The organism is Streptomyces sp. NPDC038135 (assembly GCF_055601245.1).
This window is the reverse complement of record NZ_JBVJXS010000013.1, coordinates 24,860-41,741: the sequence shown is the minus strand read 5'-3', so window position 1 is coordinate 41,741 and position 16,882 is coordinate 24,860. Positions and strand designations below refer to the sequence as shown.

The 16,882-nt window shown below is 73.4% G+C and carries 13 protein-coding genes; 2 read left to right on the top strand and 11 right to left on the bottom strand.

The window, feature by feature from the left end; all coding sequences use genetic code 11:
- Positions 1-47 precede the first annotated feature (47 nt).
- Positions 48-893, bottom strand: a complete 846-nt coding sequence (locus ACZ7JA_RS32255; protein WP_389302085.1) for an inositol monophosphatase family protein — start codon at positions 891-893, stop codon at positions 48-50.
- A 92-nt stretch (positions 894-985) separates the two neighbouring features.
- Complete coding sequence (locus ACZ7JA_RS32250; RefSeq protein WP_470811918.1) at positions 986-2,803, bottom strand: gamma-glutamyltransferase family protein; 1,818 nt, start codon at positions 2,801-2,803, stop codon at positions 986-988.
- Between the two features lie 203 nt (positions 2,804-3,006).
- Between ACZ7JA_RS32250 and ACZ7JA_RS32245 the strand changes: the two genes are divergently transcribed.
- Positions 3,007-4,071, top strand: a complete 1,065-nt coding sequence (locus tag ACZ7JA_RS32245; protein ID WP_351671671.1) for a lipoate--protein ligase family protein — start codon at positions 3,007-3,009, stop codon at positions 4,069-4,071.
- Between the two features lie 161 nt (positions 4,072-4,232).
- Positions 4,233-4,898 (top strand): hypothetical protein, encoded by a 666-nt coding sequence (locus ACZ7JA_RS32240; RefSeq protein WP_470811916.1) that lies wholly within the window; start codon positions 4,233-4,235, stop codon positions 4,896-4,898.
- Between the two features lie 7 nt (positions 4,899-4,905).
- Here the strand turns inward: ACZ7JA_RS32240 and ACZ7JA_RS32235 are convergent, their stop codons facing one another.
- The 9 genes from ACZ7JA_RS32235 to ACZ7JA_RS32195 all read right to left on the bottom strand — a co-directional run bounded on the left by ACZ7JA_RS32235 (position 4,906) and on the right by ACZ7JA_RS32195 (position 16,857).
- Positions 4,906-5,448, bottom strand: coding sequence for a TlpA family protein disulfide reductase (locus ACZ7JA_RS32235; protein ID WP_470811914.1), 543 nt, complete (start codon positions 5,446-5,448; stop codon positions 4,906-4,908).
- A 111-nt stretch (positions 5,449-5,559) separates the two neighbouring features.
- Positions 5,560-7,098: an NCS1 family nucleobase:cation symporter-1 gene (locus tag ACZ7JA_RS32230; RefSeq protein ID WP_351671679.1), complete on the bottom strand. Its 1,539-nt coding sequence runs from the start codon at positions 7,096-7,098 to the stop codon at positions 5,560-5,562.
- A gap of 134 nt (positions 7,099-7,232) precedes the next feature.
- Complete coding sequence (locus tag ACZ7JA_RS32225) at positions 7,233-8,252, bottom strand: TIGR03842 family LLM class F420-dependent oxidoreductase (protein ID WP_351671681.1); 1,020 nt, start codon at positions 8,250-8,252, stop codon at positions 7,233-7,235.
- 11 nt (positions 8,253-8,263) lie between these two features.
- On the bottom strand, positions 8,264-9,667 hold the full coding sequence (hydA, locus tag ACZ7JA_RS32220; RefSeq protein WP_450746375.1) for a dihydropyrimidinase: 1,404 nt from the start codon (positions 9,665-9,667) through the stop codon (positions 8,264-8,266).
- A 31-nt stretch (positions 9,668-9,698) separates the two neighbouring features.
- Positions 9,699-10,541, bottom strand: a complete 843-nt coding sequence (locus tag ACZ7JA_RS32215; RefSeq protein WP_250400376.1) for a nitrilase-related carbon-nitrogen hydrolase — start codon at positions 10,539-10,541, stop codon at positions 9,699-9,701.
- Positions 10,542-10,696: 155 nt separating this feature from the next.
- Positions 10,697-12,319: a PucR family transcriptional regulator gene (locus ACZ7JA_RS32210; protein ID WP_450746374.1), complete on the bottom strand. Its 1,623-nt coding sequence runs from the start codon at positions 12,317-12,319 to the stop codon at positions 10,697-10,699.
- Between the two features lie 17 nt (positions 12,320-12,336).
- Entirely contained in the window at positions 12,337-13,620 is a 1,284-nt protein-coding gene (locus ACZ7JA_RS32205) for an aspartate aminotransferase family protein (RefSeq protein WP_351671687.1), read from the bottom strand.
- Positions 13,617-14,459, bottom strand: a complete 843-nt coding sequence (locus ACZ7JA_RS32200) for a nitrilase-related carbon-nitrogen hydrolase (RefSeq protein ID WP_470811909.1) — start codon at positions 14,457-14,459, stop codon at positions 13,617-13,619. The genes ACZ7JA_RS32205 and ACZ7JA_RS32200 overlap by 4 nt, the downstream gene beginning before the upstream one ends.
- 157 nt (positions 14,460-14,616) lie before the next feature.
- Positions 14,617-16,857, bottom strand: a complete 2,241-nt coding sequence (locus ACZ7JA_RS32195; RefSeq protein ID WP_470811907.1) for a DNA polymerase III subunit gamma/tau domain-containing protein — start codon at positions 16,855-16,857, stop codon at positions 14,617-14,619.
- Positions 16,858-16,882 lie beyond the last annotated feature (25 nt).

Sequence of the window (16,882 nt, the reverse complement as noted above, 5' to 3'; positions counted from 1 at the left end):
GCGATCAGGATATGCCGGTGCCTCCGCGGTGACCGGTGCCGGGTGCCTCAGCCGCCCGTGCGCAGCAGCCCCGCCACGCGGCGGGCGGTGGCGGCGTCCCGGGCGGCGGTGAACGGCAGTGTGTTGCCGCCGGTCACCCGGAACGGCTCACCGGTGAGCGTGAGGTGGGCGCCGCCCGCCTCCTCGACCAGCAGCAGGCCCGCCGCGTGGTCCCAGGCCGCTTCCCAGGAGAACGCGACCGCGTCCAACTCGCCCCGGGCGAGGGCGAGATACTCCAGTCCGGCGGAGCCGCAGGGGCGCGGGGCGACCCCGTCGGTCCACAGGGCGCGCAGCGCGTGCTTCTGCTCGTCGGTGGTGAAGTCCGGGTGGGAGGTGGCGACGGTGAGGTCGCGGCCGGGCGCGGGCGGGCCCGCGAACAGGCGCTCGCCGTCGAGGTGGGCGCCCCGGCCGCGGACGGCCGTGGCGAACGTGTCGGTCACGGGGGCGTAGGTCCAGGAGGCCTGGACGACGCCCCGGTGGGCGAGCGCGACCAGCGTGCAGAAGCCCTCGTCGCCGTGCACGAACTGGCGGGTGCCGTCGACCGGGTCGATGATCCAAACCGGTGCGTCGCCCCGTATCGCCTCGTAGGTGGCCGGGTTGGCGTGCACCGCCTCCTCGCCGACCACGACGGAGCCGGGCAGCAGGGCGCCCAGGACTTCGGTGAGCCGCTGCTCGGCGAGCCGGTCGGCGTCCGTCACCAGGTCGTGCGGGCCGCTCTTGCGGTCCACCTCGTGCTCGGCGAGGCGGCGGAAGCGCGGCAGGATCTCGGCCGCGGCGGCCTTGCGGACCGCTTCCTCCACGTCGGCCGAACCGCGGATGAGAAACTCCTCGATGGTTTCCGTTTCGTCGATCATGTCCTCCATGAGAACACGCGCCGCTGACAATCCCCGCCCGGCCGGTGGACACCGGGTGGAATCGGGATGAAGAGCGGGTGCCGCGGCGGCCGTCAGCGGCCGACGGCGTACCCCTGCATCCCGCGCGGGTTCGCGGCGGCGGACAGGACGCCCGTCTCCGGGTCCCGGGCCACCGCGCACAGGCGGCCCTCCGACCAGCCGGGGCCGACGGTGACGTCGTGGCCCCGGCGGCGCAGCGCGTCGATCACCCCGGGGTCCGTGCGGGACTCCACGGTGACGCTGCCGGGGCGCCGGCCGCGTGGGTGGAAGGAGCTGGGGAAGCTGTCGTTGTGCCAGTTCGGGGCGTCGATCGCGCCCTGCAGGTCGAGTCCGCCGCGGACCGGGGCGCGCAGCACGGCGGCGAGGAAGAAGTGCGGCTGCCACTGGTCCTGCTGGTCCCCGCCGGGCGTGCCGAACGCCATCACCGGGACACCGCCGCGCAGCGCGAGGGACGGGGTGAGGGTGGTGCGGGGGCGTCGGCCCGGGGTGAGGGAGTTCGCCAGCCCCTCCTCCAGCCACGTCATCTGCAGCCGGGTGCCGAGCGGGAACCCGAGTTCCGGCACGACCGGGTTGGACTGCAGCCAGCCGCCGCTGGGCGTGGCCGCGACCATGTTGCCCCAGCGGTCCACGACGTCCAGGTGGCAGGTGTCACCGCGGGTGCCGCCGTCGGCGGCCACCTGGGCCTCGCCGGTGAGGTCCGCGACGGTCGGCTCGCCCGCGCCCATCGGGCTGAAGCCTGAACCGGCGGCGGTCACGCGCGCGAGCGCCTGCGCGGGCAGGCGCGGGGTGCCGCCGCCCGGGCTGCCGGGGCGCAGCTCGTAGGAGGCCTTCTCGCCGACGAGCGCGCGGCGGCCGGCGTTGTACTCGTCCGACAGGAGGGCGGCGAGCGGCACGTCGGCCGCGTCCCCGTACCAGGCCTCCCGGTCGGCCATGGCGAGCTTGCAGCCCTCGATCAGCAGGTGGACGTAGTCCGCCGAGCCGTACGCGGGCAGCTCGGGCGGGAGCAGGGCCAGCTGCTGGAGGAAGACGGGGCCCTGGCTCCACGGGCCGGCCTTGCACACGGTCCAGCCGTTCCAGTCGTAGGTCACCGGGGCCTCGTACGTCGCCGACCAGCCGGCCAGGTCGGCCTCGGCGAGGGTGCCGGTGTGCCGCCGCCCGCTGGTGTCGAGGGTGGGCCGCCGGGACTGCCGTACCAGGGCCTCGGCGATGAAGCCGGAGCGCCACACCTCGCGCGCGGCGTCGATGCGCGCCTCCCGGTCGCCGGCCCGGGCGGTCTCGGCCAGCAGCCGGCGCCAGGTGGCGGCCAGGGCGGGGTTGCGGAAGCGCTCGCCGGGCCGGGGCGCGCGCCCGCCGGGCAGGTACACCTCGGCGGAGGAGGTCCACTCGGTCTCGAACAGCCTGCGTACGCTCTCCACGGTCGCGCCGACGTTCTCCACGGGCGCGTGCCCGTCTTCGGCGTAGCCGACGGCGTACTTCAGGACGTCCTCCAGCGGCTTGGTGCCGTGGTCGCGCAGGAGCAGCAGCCAGGCGTCGAAGGCGCCGGGCACGGCGGCGGCGAGCGGGCCGGTGCCGGGCACGAGGTCCAGACCGAGCCCCCGGTAGTGCGCGACGGTGGCGGCGGCCGGGGCGACGCCCTGCCCGCACAGCACGCGGACCTCGCCGCCGGCCGGCGCCAGCAGGATGGGCACCTCGCCGGCGGGCCCGTTCAGGTGCGGCTCCACCACATGCAGCACGAAGGCGCCGGCCACGGCCGCGTCGAAGGCGTTGCCGCCGTCCTCCAGCACCGCCATCGCCGACTGGGCGGCCAGCCAGTGCGTGGCGGACACCATGCCGAAGGTGCCCTGGAGGGTGGGCCGGGTGGTGAACCGCATCTGTCACCTCGGGGGTCGCGCGCGGGGGCCGGGACCACCAGTATCGGACCCGCCCGGCGCGGACGCGGTGCTTTTCCGGCCCCGCTGAACCGCCCCTTCCGCCGCCCCCGCGCCGCCTCTTCCGGGCGGGAGCACCCTTCGCGCCGGGAACACCGCCGGGCTCCGCGGCGTTGATCCCCGGGTGGAAGAGGGAGGCCCTGACAGTGCACGGTGAGTACAAGGTGCCCGGCGGCAAGCTGGTCGTGGTGGACGTGGCGGCCGAGGACGGTGTGCTGCGCGACGTGCGCGTGGCGGGCGACTTCTTCCTGGAGCCGGACGAGGCGCTGGACGCGGTGAACCGCGCGCTCGAGGGCGCCCCGGCGGACACCGACGCGGCCGGGCTGGCCGCGCGTATCGACGCGGCGCTGCCCGCGGGGACGGTCATGTACGGCCTGACCTCGGAGGGAGTCGGGATCGCGGTGCGCCGCGCGCTCGCGCACGCCACGGACTGGACCGACTACGACTGGCAGCTCATCCACGAGGGCCCGCAGCCGCCGGCCCTGCACATGGCCCTGGACGAGGTCCTGACCGCCGAGGTGGCGGCGGGCCGCAGGCCGCCCACGCTGCGGGTGTGGGAGTGGGGCGCACCCTCGGTGATCATCGGCAGCTTCCAGTCGCTGCGCAACGAGGTGGACCCGGAGGGGGCCGCCCGGCACGGCATCGAGGTGGTGCGGCGGATCTCCGGCGGCGGCGCCATGTTCGTGGAGCCCGGCAACACGATCACCTACTCCCTGTCCGTGCCCGAGTCGCTGGTGCAGGGCCTGTCCTTCCAAGACAGCTACGCCTATCTGGACGACTGGGTGCTCGGCGCCCTCGGCGAGATGGGCATCCGCGCCTGGTACCAGCCGCTGAACGACATCGCCACCGACCAGGGCAAGATCGCGGGCGCGGCGCAGAAGCGGGTCGTCGGGCCGGGCGGGGGTCCCGGCGCCGTGCTGCACCACGTGACCATGTCGTACGACATCGACGCGGACAAGATGGTCGAGGTGCTGCGGATCGGGCGGGAGAAGCTGTCCGACAAGGGCACCCGGAGCGCGAAGAAGCGGGTCGATCCGCTGCGCCGGCAGACGGGACTGCCGCGGGACGCGGTCATCGATCGGATGATCGGGTCGTTCCGCGGGCGGTACGGCCTCGTGGACGGCAAGGTGACACCGGAGGAACTGGCGCGGGCCGAGGAGCTGGCGCGGACCAAATTCACCTCGCCGGAGTGGACCGCCCGCGTCCCCTGACCGGACATAACGGTATTTTCAACATGGCGTCCGTGGGGCTGAGTTACCGGCCGGGCACACAGCGAGTTCGGCCTTCCGCCGCACACTCAGTCGTGTGACACTGTCGTCCCAGCCCACCCCGCGGGACCCTTCCGCGCCCCCTCCCCCACGAGAAGTGCGCCGTGCGTTCACTGCCTCTGCCGCTCGCCCTGGCCGCGCGCCTGATGCCGGTCGTCGTACTCGCCTGCGCCGGCTGGTCGATGTCCTCGGAGCCCGCCGCACCGGCGGCCACCGATCACCGGCCGTCCCGGCAGACGCCCACCGACTCGGCGTCCGCGCCGTCGTCCACCGCGGTGTCGAAGTCGTACAAGGCCGCGCCCGCCCCCTGCTCCAGCGTCCCCGTGGCGACCGTCAAGTCCCTGGTGCCCGGGGCGAAGACGTCGGGCAAGGAGATCCCGTCGACGGACACCGCGCTGCGCCGCACCTGCTCCTGGAACGCCCTCAAGGGCTACGACTACCGCTGGCTCGACGTCTCGTTCGAGATCACCGCGTCGGACGACGCCGCGAAGAAGGAGTACCAGCAGCGTGTCGCCGAGAAGAGCGGCGGCGGCGAGGTCCCGGGCGTCGGTGACGCCGGCTACTCGGTCGTGAACCTCACCACCGAGAGCAAGCAGGAGACCCGCGAGGGCGTGGTGCTGGTACGGGCCTCCAACGCGCTGGTCGTCGTCACCTACAACGGCAGCGACTTCGAGACCAAGAAGGCCCCCAGCACGGACGAGATCAACAAGGGCGCCATCAAGGCGGCGAAGAGCGCCGTGGCCGCCCTCGGGTCGGGCACGTCCGGCTGACCGTCCGTCAGGAGCGGGTGAGCGGCAGCGCCAGGTCGCGTATCTCGCGTTCGGTGACGGGCCCGGCGTGGACGGCCGCGATCCTGCCCCGGGTGTCGATGACGACGGTGAACGGCACGCCCGGCGGCACCGTACCCCTGGGGAACCGCAGCATCTGCCGGCCGGACGGGTCCCGGAAGCTGGGGTAACCGAGCCGGTGCTCCCGCTGGAAGGCACGGCCGCCAGCGGGGTCGGTGTCGGCGTCGAGTCCGACGACCCGCACGCCCTTCCCCGCGAGGTGTTCGTGCGCCGCGCAGAGTTCGGCCGCCTCGGCCCGGCAGGGGCCGCACCAGGACGCCCACGCGTTGAGGACGACGACCTCCCCCCGGTAGTCGGCCAGTCTGAGCGGTCTGCCGTCCAGGCTGTCGCCCACGAGATCGGGCGCGTCCTTGCGCTGAGCCGCCGGCAGGGGCCCGCTCCGCTCCGCCCCGGAACCGGCGGTCGCCATCCCGGCGTGGCAGGAGGCCAGCGTCAGGCAGGCGGCGGCCCACAGAATCGCTCGTCGCTTCACAACGGGGAGTATCTCAACAGCCTTGTGATCGACCTGTGTTGGGGGTGCCGAGAGCGCGCCCCGTGACGGGTGGGCGGCCCCGGCGGCCCGGGGCCGCCGGGGCGGGCCGTCTCAGACCGCCGCCTCCGCCGGGTCCTCCTTCCGCCCGGTGAGCCAGGTCAGCGCCAGGTACAGCACCAGGGAGGTGCCGAGGCCCACCGCCCAGCCGTAGTCGGCGAGGGGCGACAGCGCCGGGACGGGGCGGCCGTCGATCAGCGGGTGGAAGTCGGCGCCGCCGACCGCCAGCACGCCGCCGGCCAGGAACGCGGCGACCGCCCGCCAGTTCCAGCCGCCCGTGTACCAGTACCGGCCGCCCGCGCGGTACAGGTCGGCGAGGACCAGCCGGGTGCGGCGCAGGATCCAGTAGTCGGCGACGAGGATGCCGGCGACGGTGCCGAGCAGGCCGCCGACCAGGCCGAGCCAGGTGAAGATGTAGCCCTGCGGGTCCGAGTACAGCTTCCAGGGGAAGATCAGCACGGCCAGGACCGCGGTGATCAGCGCGCCGGTGCGGAAACTGACCTTGCGGGGAGCCACGTTGGAGAAGTCGAACGCCGGGGAGACCAGGTTGGCCGCGATGTTCACGGACAGGGTGGCGACCAGCACGGTGACCAGGGCGTAGAGCAGGCCGGCCACGTTGTCCGTCTTGGCGGCGAGCTGGACCGGGTCCCAGACGGGCTCGCCGTAGACCGCCTGGGACCCGGAGGTGACCAGCACGGACAGGAACGCGAACAGGGTCATCGTGGTGGGCAGGCCGAGGGCCTGCCCCCGGGTCTGGGCCCGCTGGCTGCGGCCGTAGCGGGTGAAGTCGGGGATGTTGAGCGACAGGGTCGACCAGAAGCCGATCATGCCCATCAGGGAGGGCCAGAACAGCTTCCAGAAGTCACCGCCCCAGCCCAGCTTGGACGGCTGGTCGAAGAGCGGTCCGACGCCCCCGGCCTTGCTGCTCATCCACCACAGCATCACGAACGCGCCGACCAGGACGAAGGGCGCCGCCCAGTTCTCGAAGCGGCGGATGGTCTCCATGCCGCGGTGGATGATGGCGATCTGAATGGCCCAGAAGATGGCGAACGACAGCCACATGGTCCAGGCGTGGCCGCCGATGTGCGAGGCGTTCGCCCAGCGGTCGCCGATGAGCTTGCCGGCGAGGAAGTAGATGGCCTCGCCGCCGATCCAGGTCTGGATGCCGAACCAGCCGCACGCCACCAACGCCCTGACCACTGCGGGCAGGTTGGCGCCGCGCACGCCGAAGCTGGCGCGGGCGAAGACCGGGAAGGGGATGCCGTACTTGGGTCCGGCGTGGCCGGTGAGCAGCATCGGCACGAGCACGATCAGGTTGGCGAGGGCGATGGTGAACACGGCCTGCTTCCAGTCCATGCCCACCGCGATCAGCCCGGAGGCCAGGGTCCAGGAGGCCGTGTTGTGGGCCATGCCCACCCACAGCGCGGAGAAGTTGTACGTCGTCCAGGTGCGTCCTTCCACCGGGACGGGAAGCAGGTCCTCGTTGGCGTACCGGCCGCCGGGCGGCCGGGTGCCGGGGGCGAGTTCGACCCGCCCGTCGGGCTGGGTCACCTGGCCGGACAGGGGTATGGCTGAGGGAGCGGTGTCGGTCATGGGCAGGCCAATCGGGGTGAGGTGGGTCGGGAGAGGCCGTGCGGGCGGCGCATGGGGGGTGCGCGGGTGAGCGCCCTGTGCCCCCTCGCCGCGACGGGACCGCGGCGAGGGGGAGACCAACGCGAGGGTGGCGGTCAGGCGTTGACCGCCGGGATCACCCGGGAGCCGTAGGCGTCGATGACGGCTTCCTGGGCGTCGTGCATGTCGTACACCGCGAACTGGTCGACGCCGAGCTCGCGCAGGGCGTTCAGCTTCTCGATGTGCTTCTCGGCCGGCCCGATCAGGCAGAACCGGTCGACGATCTCGTCGGGCACGAACCGGGTGTCGGGGTTGCCGCTGCGCCCGTGGTGTGCGTAGTCGTAGCCCTGGCGGGCCTTGATGTACTCGGTGAGTTCGTCGGGGACCTCGGCGGAGTGCTCGCCGTACTTGGCCACCAGGTCGGCGACGTGGTTGCCGACCATCCCGCCGAACCAGCGGCACTGCTCACGGGCGTGGGCGAGTGCCCCGGGCGAGTCGTCGGCGGTGACGTAGGCGGGGGCGGCCACGCAGACGGTGACCTCGGACGGGTCGCGGCCGGCCGCGGCGGCCGCGTCCTTGACGGCCTTCACCATGTGCTCGGTGAGGTAGAGGTCGGCGAGCTGGAGGATGAAGCCGTCGGCCTCCTCACCGGCCATCTTCAGCGCCTTCGGGCCGTACGCGGCCATCCACACCGGGAGTTCGGCGCCGGGGGCGACCCACGGGAAGCGGATCTTCGTGCCGCCGAGGTCGGCCTCCTCGCCCCGGCCGAGGGCGCGGATGACCTTCATGGCCTCGCTGATCCGGGCCAGCGTGTTGGGTTTGCGGCCGGCGACGCGCATCGCGGAGTCGCCGCGGCCGATCCCGCACACCGTGCGGTTGCCGAACATGTCGTTGAGGGTGGCGAAGGTGGAGGCGGTGACCTCCCAGGTGCGGGTGCCCGGGTTGGTCACCATGGGGCCGACCCGCAGCCCGGTGGTGTTCGCGAGGATCTGGCTGTAGATCACGAACGGTTCCTGCCACAGCACGGCGGAGTCGAAGGTCCAGCCGTGGCTGAAGCCGTTGCGCTCGGCCCGCTTCATGAGGCTCACGACACGGGAGGCCGGTGGGTCGGTCTGCAGGACGAGTCCGAAGTCCATGGGCGCCGCTCCTAGTTGAGGTACTGACAGGTGGTGCGCGGAGTGAAGGCGCCGTGGCCGGCGCGCCCGGTGTACTCCCGCTGGTCGATGACGACCTCGCCGCGCGAGAGCACCGTCTCGACGCGGCCGGTCGTGCGCCTGCCCTCGTAGGCCGAGTAGTCGACGTTCATGTGGTGCGTCTCGGCGGACATGACCTGCTCGGCGTGCGGGTCGTAGACGACGACGTCGGCGTCGGCGCCCGGGGTGATGGTGCCCTTCTTCGGGTAGAGGCCGAACATGCGGGCCGGGGTGGCGCAGGCGATCTCGATCCAGCGGCGCCGGGAGATGTGCCCGTCGACGACGGCCTGGTGCAGCAGGTCCATGCGGTTCTCCACGCCCGGCAGGCCGTTGGGGATCTTGGAGAAGTCGCCCCGGCCCAGCTCCTTCTGGCCGGTGAAGCAGAACGGGCAGTGGTCGGTGGAGACCACCTGCAGGTCGTTGGTGCGCAGGCCCTGCCACAGGGCGGCCTGGTGCTCCCTGGGGCGCAGCGGGGTGGAGCACACGTACTTGGCGCCCTCGAACTCCGGTTCGGCGAGATTGTCCGTGGACAGGAACAGGTACTGCGGGCAGGTCTCGCCGAACACGTTGAGCCCCGCGTCCCGGGCCCTGGCCAGTTCGGCGACCGCCTCCTGCGCGGAGACGTGCACGACGTACAGCGGGGCCCCGGCGACCTGCGCGAGCCTGATGGCGCGGTGGGTGGCCTCGGCCTCCAGCAGGGCCTTGCGGACCTCCCCGTGGTAGCGGGGGTCGGTCTCGCCCCGGGCCAGCGCCTGTTCGACCAGGACGTCGATGGCGATGCCGTTCTCGGCGTGCATCATGATCAGGCCGCCGTTCTCGGCGGCGCGCTGCATGGCCCGCAGGATCTGGCCGTCGTCGGAGTAGAACACCCCGGGGTAGGCCATGAACTGCTTGAAGCTGGTCACACCCTCCTCGACCAGCAGGTCCATCTCCTTGAGCGTCTCCTGGTTCACATCGGAGACGATCATGTGGAAGGCGTAGTCGATGGCGCAGTTGCCCTCTGCCTTGGCGTGCCAGGCGTCCAGGCCCTCGCGCAGGGTGCCGCCGACGCTCTGGATCGCGAAGTCGACGATCGTGGTCGTACCGCCCCAGGCGGCGGCGCGGGTGCCGGTCTCGAAGGTGTCGGCGGCGGTGGTGCCGCCGAACGGCATCTGCATGTGGGTGTGCCCGTCGACGCCGCCCGGGATGACGTACTTGCCCGTGGCGTCGATGACCCGGCCGTCACCGAACGCCTCGGCGGCCGGGGTGCCGGAGGCGGCGAGGGCGGCGATGCGGCCGTCCTCGATCAGGACGTCGGCGTGGATCTCGTCGGACGCGGTGATGACGAGACCACCGCGGATGACGGTACGGCTGCTCATGGTCCCTCTCCTCCCAGGGTGGGCGCTGCGGTCAGGGCGCGGTCAGCGGCGTGTAGGCGCCGGGCGCCCGGTCGCGGTAGAACTGCCAGCGGTCGCGGACCTCGCGGAGCTTGGCCAGGTCCAGGTCGCGGACGACGAGTTCGGGCTCCTTGTCGCTCGCCACCTCGCCGACGAACTGGGCCTCGGGGTCCACGAAGTAGGTGGTGCCGTAGAAGTCGTTGTCGCCCAGGTCCTCCACGCCGACCCGGTTGATCGCGCCGACGAAGTACTCGTTGGCGACGGCCGCCGCCGGTTGTTCGAGCTGCCACAGGTAGCGGGAGAGGCCGCGCGAGGTGGCCGAGGGGTTGAAGACGATCTCGGCGCCGGCCAGGCCCAGCGCCCGCCAGCCCTCCGGGAAGTGGCGGTCGTAGCAGATGTAGACGCCGATCCGGCCGACGGCGGTGTCGAAGACCGGCCAGCCGCTGTTGCCGGGCCGGAAGTAGAACTTCTCCCAGAAGCCCTGCACCTGGGGAATGTGGGTCTTGCGGTACTTGCCGAGGTAGGAGCCGTCCGCGTCGATCACGGCGGCGGTGTTGTACAGGACGCCCGGCTGCTCCTCCTCGTACATGGGCAGGACCAGGACGATGCCCAGCTCCCGCGCCAGCGCCTGGAAGCGCCGGACGGTGGGGCCGTCGGGGATCCGCTCGGCGTACTCGTAGAAGGCCTTGTCCTGCACCTGGCAGAAGTAGGGGCCGTAGAACAGCTCCTGGAAGCAGAGGACTTGGGCGCCCTGCGCGGCCGCGTCGCGGGCCGCCTGCTCGTGGACCTGGATCATCGACTCCTTGTCGCCGGTCCAGGCGGTCTGGAAGAGGGCGGCACGGATCACTCGGCTCATCGGGACCTCCGGTCGCTCGGTGTACGCCGAGACTAGGAAGCCCGGTGGGCCGGTTTGAGTTGCAGCGTGTCACGTCCGCGGGCGGTCGGCGTGCCACCGTGTCACGTGTTCGCCGGTACATGTTTCACCGCCGTTTTCCCAGGTCGTCGCATGTTTCACCCCTGTTGCGCGTCGTGCGCGAGGAGCGCTATGTGCACGGAGGCCGCTTGTTCGAAGTCGTCGAGGTCGACGCCGAGCCGTGCCTGTATGGCCTCCAGCCGGCGGTAGAGGGCGGGCCGCGAGACATGGTGCAACTGCGCGGTGCGGGACTTGTTGCGGCCCGTCGCCAGATACGTGCGCAGCACGTTCAGCAGCCCCTGGTCGGCCCCGCACAACAGCCCGTCCAGCTCCCGCTCGGCGAAGGACTGCACATGCGGGTCGTCCCGCAGCAGCCGTACCAGGCCGCGCAGGTGGACGTCGCGCAGCCGGACGACGGCCGGCAGGTCGAGTACGGCGGAGGAGTCGGCGACCGCGTCGGCGACGTGCCGGGCCTCCCGCAGCCCCGCGGGCACGTCCTCCCAGACGGTGCGGGGATCGGCGGCCGCGACCACGGCGTTCGGCACCCCGCTCGCCGTCCGCAGCCGCGCGGCGAAGTGGGCGGTGAGCGCCTCGGCGTGCTGGTCGCGGGCGAGGCTGAGCAGCACGGCGGTGGCCCCGTCGGCCAACTCGGCGACCAGCCCGGGCAGTCCCAGCAGCCGCAGCATCCGCTCGAGTCGGCCCGCGTCCCCGCCGGGCACGACGAGGGGGACGAAGGTGCGCCGGTTGACCGGCAGCCCGGCCGCCCGGACCCGGGGCAGCAGTTGCCGGGCGGGCACCACCCCGGAGACCAGGTCGGTGAGCAGGCTCTGCGCCGACTGCTCCTCCCAGGTGCGGGCGGAGCCGCCGCCGAGCATGCGGTGCAGCACCAGCGCCTCGGCGGTGCGGTCGGCGAGCAGCCGCCCGGTGGCCGTGTCGCCCCGGTACCCGCACAGCAGCAGCCGGCCCCATTGCTCACCGCGCCCGCCCAGCTCGGCGCGGATCCAGCCGTCGCCCTCGCCGCCTCCCCCGGTGCCTGAACGGCCTGGGTGGTGCCCCCACGCCTGGCGGGCGATCCGCTCCCAGTCGCGCAGCACGTCGTCCACCGCGGGGCGCTCCCCCGCCGTGGCGAGGACGCGGTGGGCGAGGTTGGTGACGACGACGGGGCAGCCGCTGTGCTGGGCGGCCTCGTCGAGCAGGTGCTGCAGCGGAGCGCCCGCGGTGATCAGCCCGGTGAGCGCGGTGCGGACGGTCTCCGACAGGCTCACCGCCGCGAACTTCCGCCGTACCAGGCGGGACTGCACCTCCTCGGTCAGCTCCGCGAACGGGAACGGCCGGTGCAGCACCACCATGGGGAGCCCGCACCGCTCGGCGGCCCGGCGCATCACCTCGGGCGGTGCGGGGAAGGCACGCCCGAGCCCGAGGACGACGGCCGCGGCCTCCGCCCGGTGCAGGGACTGGACGTACTCGGCCTGTTTGGCCTCGTCACCGGCCAGCAGCACGCCGGTGGTGAGCACCATCTCGCCGCCGGTGAGCATCACCCCGACGTCGGCGGCCTCGGCGACGTGCACCCAGCGCACCGGCCGGTCGAGCTGCCCCGCTCCGGCCACCACCTCGGGCTCCCCGGCGAGCACCCGCTCCAGGGTGAGCACCTGCCGGACGGACAGGGCGGGTTCCAGCGGCTGCCAGCCGGGCTGCCGGGAGTGGGAGGAGGTGGTGGTCATCGCCGTCGGCCCGCTCTCTAGTACGTGCTCCTCAGCGCGCGTTCCAGGATCGCCGCGCCCTCCTCGGCCTCCGCCACGGTCAGGGACAGCGGCGGGGCGATACGCAGGGCGCTGGTGTTGTGGCCGCCGCCCTTGCCGATGAGCAGGCCGCCGTCCCGGGCCGCCTCCAGGACGTTCGCGGCCGCCCGGGGATCGGCCTCGTCGGTGCCGGGCCTGACCAGCTCCACGCCGATCATCAGACCGCGACCGCGCACCTCCCGGACCCCGGGGAGCTGCGCGCCGACCGCCCGCAGCCGTTCGAGGAGCAGGCCGCCGACCCGCCGGGCGTTGCCCTGGAGGTCGTGTTCGAGGAGGTAGCCGAGGTTGGCGAGACCGGCGGCCATGGTGATCTGGGTGCCGCCGAACGTCGAGATGCTGTTGGCGTCCAGGCAGTTCATGATCTCGGAGCGGGCGATCACCCCGCCGATGGACATGCCGTTGCCGATGCCCTTGGCGAAGGTGACGATGTCCGGCGGGCCGTTGCGGGCGTGCGCCTGCCAGCCCCAGAAGTGGTCCCCGGTGCGGCCCCAGCCGGTCTGCACCTCGTCGCTGATCCAGAGGATGCCGTGGGCGTTCAGCACCTCCCGGAAGGCCGCGTAGAGGCCGTCCGGCGGCGAGGTGAAGCCGCCGACGCCCTGGACCGGTTCGGCGATCAGGGCGGCGGGGGGCCGGGTGTGCCCGAGGACGTCCTTCAGGTCCGCCACGCACGCGTCGATGAACGCGCGGTCGTCGAGTTCGGCGAACGGGCCCCGGCTGCGGACGCCGCCGTGGACGTACAGGGTCTGCAGCGGGGACAACGAGGTCGGGGACCAGCCACGGTTGCCGGTGATGCCGACCGTGCTGAAGGAGCGGCCGTGGTAGCTGTTGCGCATGGCCAGCACGGTGTTGGTGCGCCGGTGGGTGGTGGCGAGCAGCAGGGCGGTGTCGTTGGCCTCGGTGCCCGAGGTGGTGAAGAACACCCGGGCGTCGGGGATGCCGCTGAGCTGGGCGACGCGCTCGGCCAGTTCGACCATCGGCCGGTTGAGGTAGAGGGTCGAGGAGTGGACGATCCGGCCGGCCTGCTCGGTGACGGCCTTGGTCACCTCGGGCAGGGCGTGCGCGGTCATCGTGGTGAGGATGCCGCCGAAGAAGTCGAGGTAGCGGTTGCCGGCCGAGTCCCAGACGTGCCGGCCCTCGCCGTGGGTGATCTCCAGCGGCTCGTCGTAGTAAAGGGCCAGCCAGTCGGGCAGGACGCCGCGGTGGCGGGCGTAGAGGTCGTTCACGGCTGCACCAGTCCTTCGTAGGCGTCGGGGCGGCGGTCTCGGTAGAAGGCCCACTGCTGCCGGACCTGCTCGATGAGGTCGAAGTCGAGGTCGCGGACGACGAGTTCCTCGCTCTTGTCGCTCGCCGGGTCGCCGATGAACTGCCCGCGCGGGTCGACGAAGTAGCTCGTGCCGTAGAAGTCGTTGTCGCCGTACTCCTCCTGGCCGACCCGGTTGATGGCGGCGACGAAGTACTCGTTGGCGACGGCCGCGGCGGGCTGCTCGAGCTGCCACAGGTAGGAGGAGAGGCCTCGGTGGGTCGCCGACGGGTTGTAGACCAACTGGGCGCCGTTGAGCCCGAGTTGCCGCCAGCCCTCGGGGAAGTGCCGGTCGTAGCAGATGTAGACGCCGACCTTGCCGACTGCCGTGTCGAAGACCGGCCAGCCCAGGTTGCCGGGTTTGAAGTAGTACTTCTCCCAGAAGCCCTTGACCTGCGGGATGTGGTGCTTGCGGTACTTGCCGAGGTAGGAGCCGTCGGCGTCGATCACGGCGGCGGTGTTGTAGTAGAAGCCGGACTGCTCGACCTCGAAGACAGGCACGACGATCACCATGCCGGTCTCGCGGGCGAGGTCCCGCATCCGGCGGACCGTCGGCCCGTCGGGCACCGGTTCCGCCCAGCGGTAGTGCTCCGGCTCCTGGACCTGGCAGAAGTAGGGGGCGTTGAAGACCTCCTGGAAGCCGATGACCCGCGCGCCCCGGCGGGCCGCCTCGCGCGCGTGCTCCTCGTGCTTCGCCACCATGGACTCGGTGTCGCCGGTCCAGGTGGCCTGGACCAGTGCGGCACGTACGACGTTGGCCATGAGCTGCTCCTTCGACGCTACGTCCGAGCCTCTACGCCCGTAGAAACGGCCCGTAGAGGGACGAAAGTAAGCCTCCCGGACGTCCTTGCCAAGACCATCGTCGCCAACCCGCCAAGTCGATCACGTTTGACACTCCTTAGGGTGATCGCGGCGCCGGTCACGGAGCGAACCCGGCGACCCGCAGGGCGTGCACCATGTCCCAGTGGCGCTCCTCGGACGCGCCCGCGGCGGCCTCCAGCAGGAGCGGGACGAGCCGGTCCGGGTCGGCGGCGGCGCTGCGGGCCGCTTCCTCGGGCGTGCGGACCCGGACGTAGGCGTCCAGCAGTGCCCGCACCTCGCGGTCCCGTCCCTGCCCGGCCAGCTCCAGCACGGCCGCGCCGATCTCCGCGGCGGGCCGGGCCACGCCCTGCCGGAGCATCTGCCGGCCGTCCGCCGCCCGCCCGGCCGCCCGGAGCGCGTCGGCCGCGGCGACCAGCCGCTCGGCGGGCAGCGAGGCGGCCTCCCAGAGCAGGGTGTCCCAGTCGGCGCCGAGGCCGGCGCGCCGCAGCCCGTCCGCGAGCAGCGGGAGCCGGCCGGCGGGCCAGTGCGCGATCTCCACCAGCAGCGCGTGCGCCTCGCCGGTACGCCCCTCGGCCCGCAGCCGCACCAGCCGCTCCACGGCCCCGGCCACGGCTGCCACCGCCTGCGCGTCCAACGCCTCGGCTGGCCGCTCCACAGGCTCCTCCCCCGCCACCGCGCCGGCGAACCGGGCCCCTCGCGGCGAACGCCGGCCGCCCGACGCCCCGGGCACGGCGGGGAGGGGCGCCTGCGGCGGCACGGCGACAGGCACGGCACCGTCCTCGACGCCGCCGGCGAACCGGGCCCCGCCCCGGCGCCGCCTGCGGGCACCGGCGGGGGGCGGGGCGGGGTCGGGGGCGGGAGTGACCGTGCGGGGCTCGGCGGGGCCGCCGACGGGCGCGCGGCCGACGTCCGGGCGGCCGGCGTCCGAGCGGCCGGGCCCGGGAACCCGGCTGGCGTATCCCTCCAGTGCCCCCGGCTCGGCGAGGCCGCTGGCGGGCGCGCGGCCGGCGTCCAGATGGTCGGCGACCGGGTGTCCGGGCCCGGGAGCCCGGAAGGCGTCTGCCTCCGGCGTCCCCAGCTCTGCGAGACCGCCGGCGTCCGGGCGGCCGGACCGGGGAGCCCGGAAGGCGTATCCCTCCGGTGTCCCCGGCTCGGCAGAGCCACCGGCGGGCGCACGGCCGGCGTCCGGGCGGCCGGACCGGGGAGCCCGGAAGGCGTATCCCTCCGGTGTCCCCGGCTCGGCGAGGCCGCCGACGGGCGCGCGACCGGCGTCCGGGGCGCCAGGCCCGGAGGCCCGGAAGGCGGCTGCCTCCGGTGCCCCGGAGCGCGCCCCCCGCCCCGTCGCCGGAGGAACTCCCGGGTCATGCCCCGCTCGCGACTCCCCGGGCCGGGGCTCCTCATCGGCCATTGACGGACTTCCCCAGTCGCGCCCCTCCCGCGACACTCCCGGCCCGAACTCCGGCTCGACCGTTGACGGACTTCCCCAGTCGCGCCCCTCCCGCGACACTCCCGGCCCGAACTCCGGCTCGACCGTTGACGGACTTCCCCAGTCGCGCCCCTCCCGCGACACTCCCGGCCCGAACTCCGGCTCGACCGTTGACGGACTTCTCCACTCGCGCCCTTCCGGCGACACTCCCGGCCCGAACTCCGGCTCGGCCATTGACGGACTTCTCCAGTCGCGCCCTTCCCGCGACGCACCGGGCCGGGGCTCCGGTTCGGCCGCCGGCGCGGCGAACCAGGGGTTCGGCGGGGCGCCGGAGTGCCGCTCGTCCAGCGGCGGCCCGTCCTGCGGGCGCGGGGGCCCCGCCGGATACGGTCCCGCGCCCCGCGCGCCCGCGTCCAGCCGGGACAGCCGGGCCTCCAGCTCGGCGCGGCGGGCGGTGGCGCGGTCGTGGTCGTCGTGGGCCCAGGCGAGGTCGAGGCGGAGGGCCTCGGTCTCCTCGCGGGAGGTGGCGGCGGTGAGCCGGCGGGTCAGTTCCGAGCGGCGTTCGGCGGCGTACCGCTGCTCGCGGAGCATGACGTCGAGCCGGTCGCCGAGGGCGTCGCGGGCGCCGGGCAGGGTGTCGTACGCCGAGGCCGCCGCCGCGTGCAGGGCGCGGGCGCGTTCCCGCTCGGCCGTGGCGACGGCGGAGCCGTGGGCCGCCGCGAGGTCCTGCAGCAGTGACTCCAGCACGTCCCAGGGGGGCAGCTCCCGGCCGTTGAGACAGGCCCGCATCCCCTCGGGGTCCCGCTGCCAGAAGACGGCGCACCAGCCGCCGCCCTGGTCCAGACGCCCGAGGAGGCCGTCCAGGTAGTTCGCGAACTCCCGGACGTGAGCCGGAAGTTGCTCCACAGCCATGCCCGACTCCCGCCCGATCGCCAGC

Bases quoted from the DNA above. Each gene is read 5' to 3' on its own strand.
- ACZ7JA_RS32215 (WP_250400376.1), bottom strand. From the start codon at position 10,541: ATGAGCCGAGTGATCCGTGCCGCCCTCTTCCAGACCGCCTGGACCGGC.
- ACZ7JA_RS32200 (WP_470811909.1), bottom strand. From the start codon at position 14,459: ATGGCCAACGTCGTACGTGCCGCACTGGTCCAGGCCACCTGGACCGGC.
- ACZ7JA_RS32225 (WP_351671681.1), bottom strand. From the start codon at position 8,252: ATGGACTTCGGACTCGTCCTGCAGACCGACCCACCGGCCTCCCGTGTC.
- ACZ7JA_RS32195 (WP_470811907.1), bottom strand. From the start codon at position 16,857: ATGGCTGTGGAGCAACTTCCGGCTCACGTCCGGGAGTTCGCGAACTAC.
- ACZ7JA_RS32250 (WP_470811918.1), bottom strand. From the start codon at position 2,803: ATGCGGTTCACCACCCGGCCCACCCTCCAGGGCACCTTCGGCATGGTG.
- ACZ7JA_RS32230 (WP_351671679.1), bottom strand. From the start codon at position 7,098: ATGACCGACACCGCTCCCTCAGCCATACCCCTGTCCGGCCAGGTGACC.
- hydA (WP_450746375.1), bottom strand. From the start codon at position 9,667: ATGAGCAGCCGTACCGTCATCCGCGGTGGTCTCGTCATCACCGCGTCC.
- ACZ7JA_RS32210 (WP_450746374.1), bottom strand. From the start codon at position 12,319: ATGACCACCACCTCCTCCCACTCCCGGCAGCCCGGCTGGCAGCCGCTG.
- ACZ7JA_RS32255 (WP_389302085.1), bottom strand. From the start codon at position 893: ATGATCGACGAAACGGAAACCATCGAGGAGTTTCTCATCCGCGGTTCG.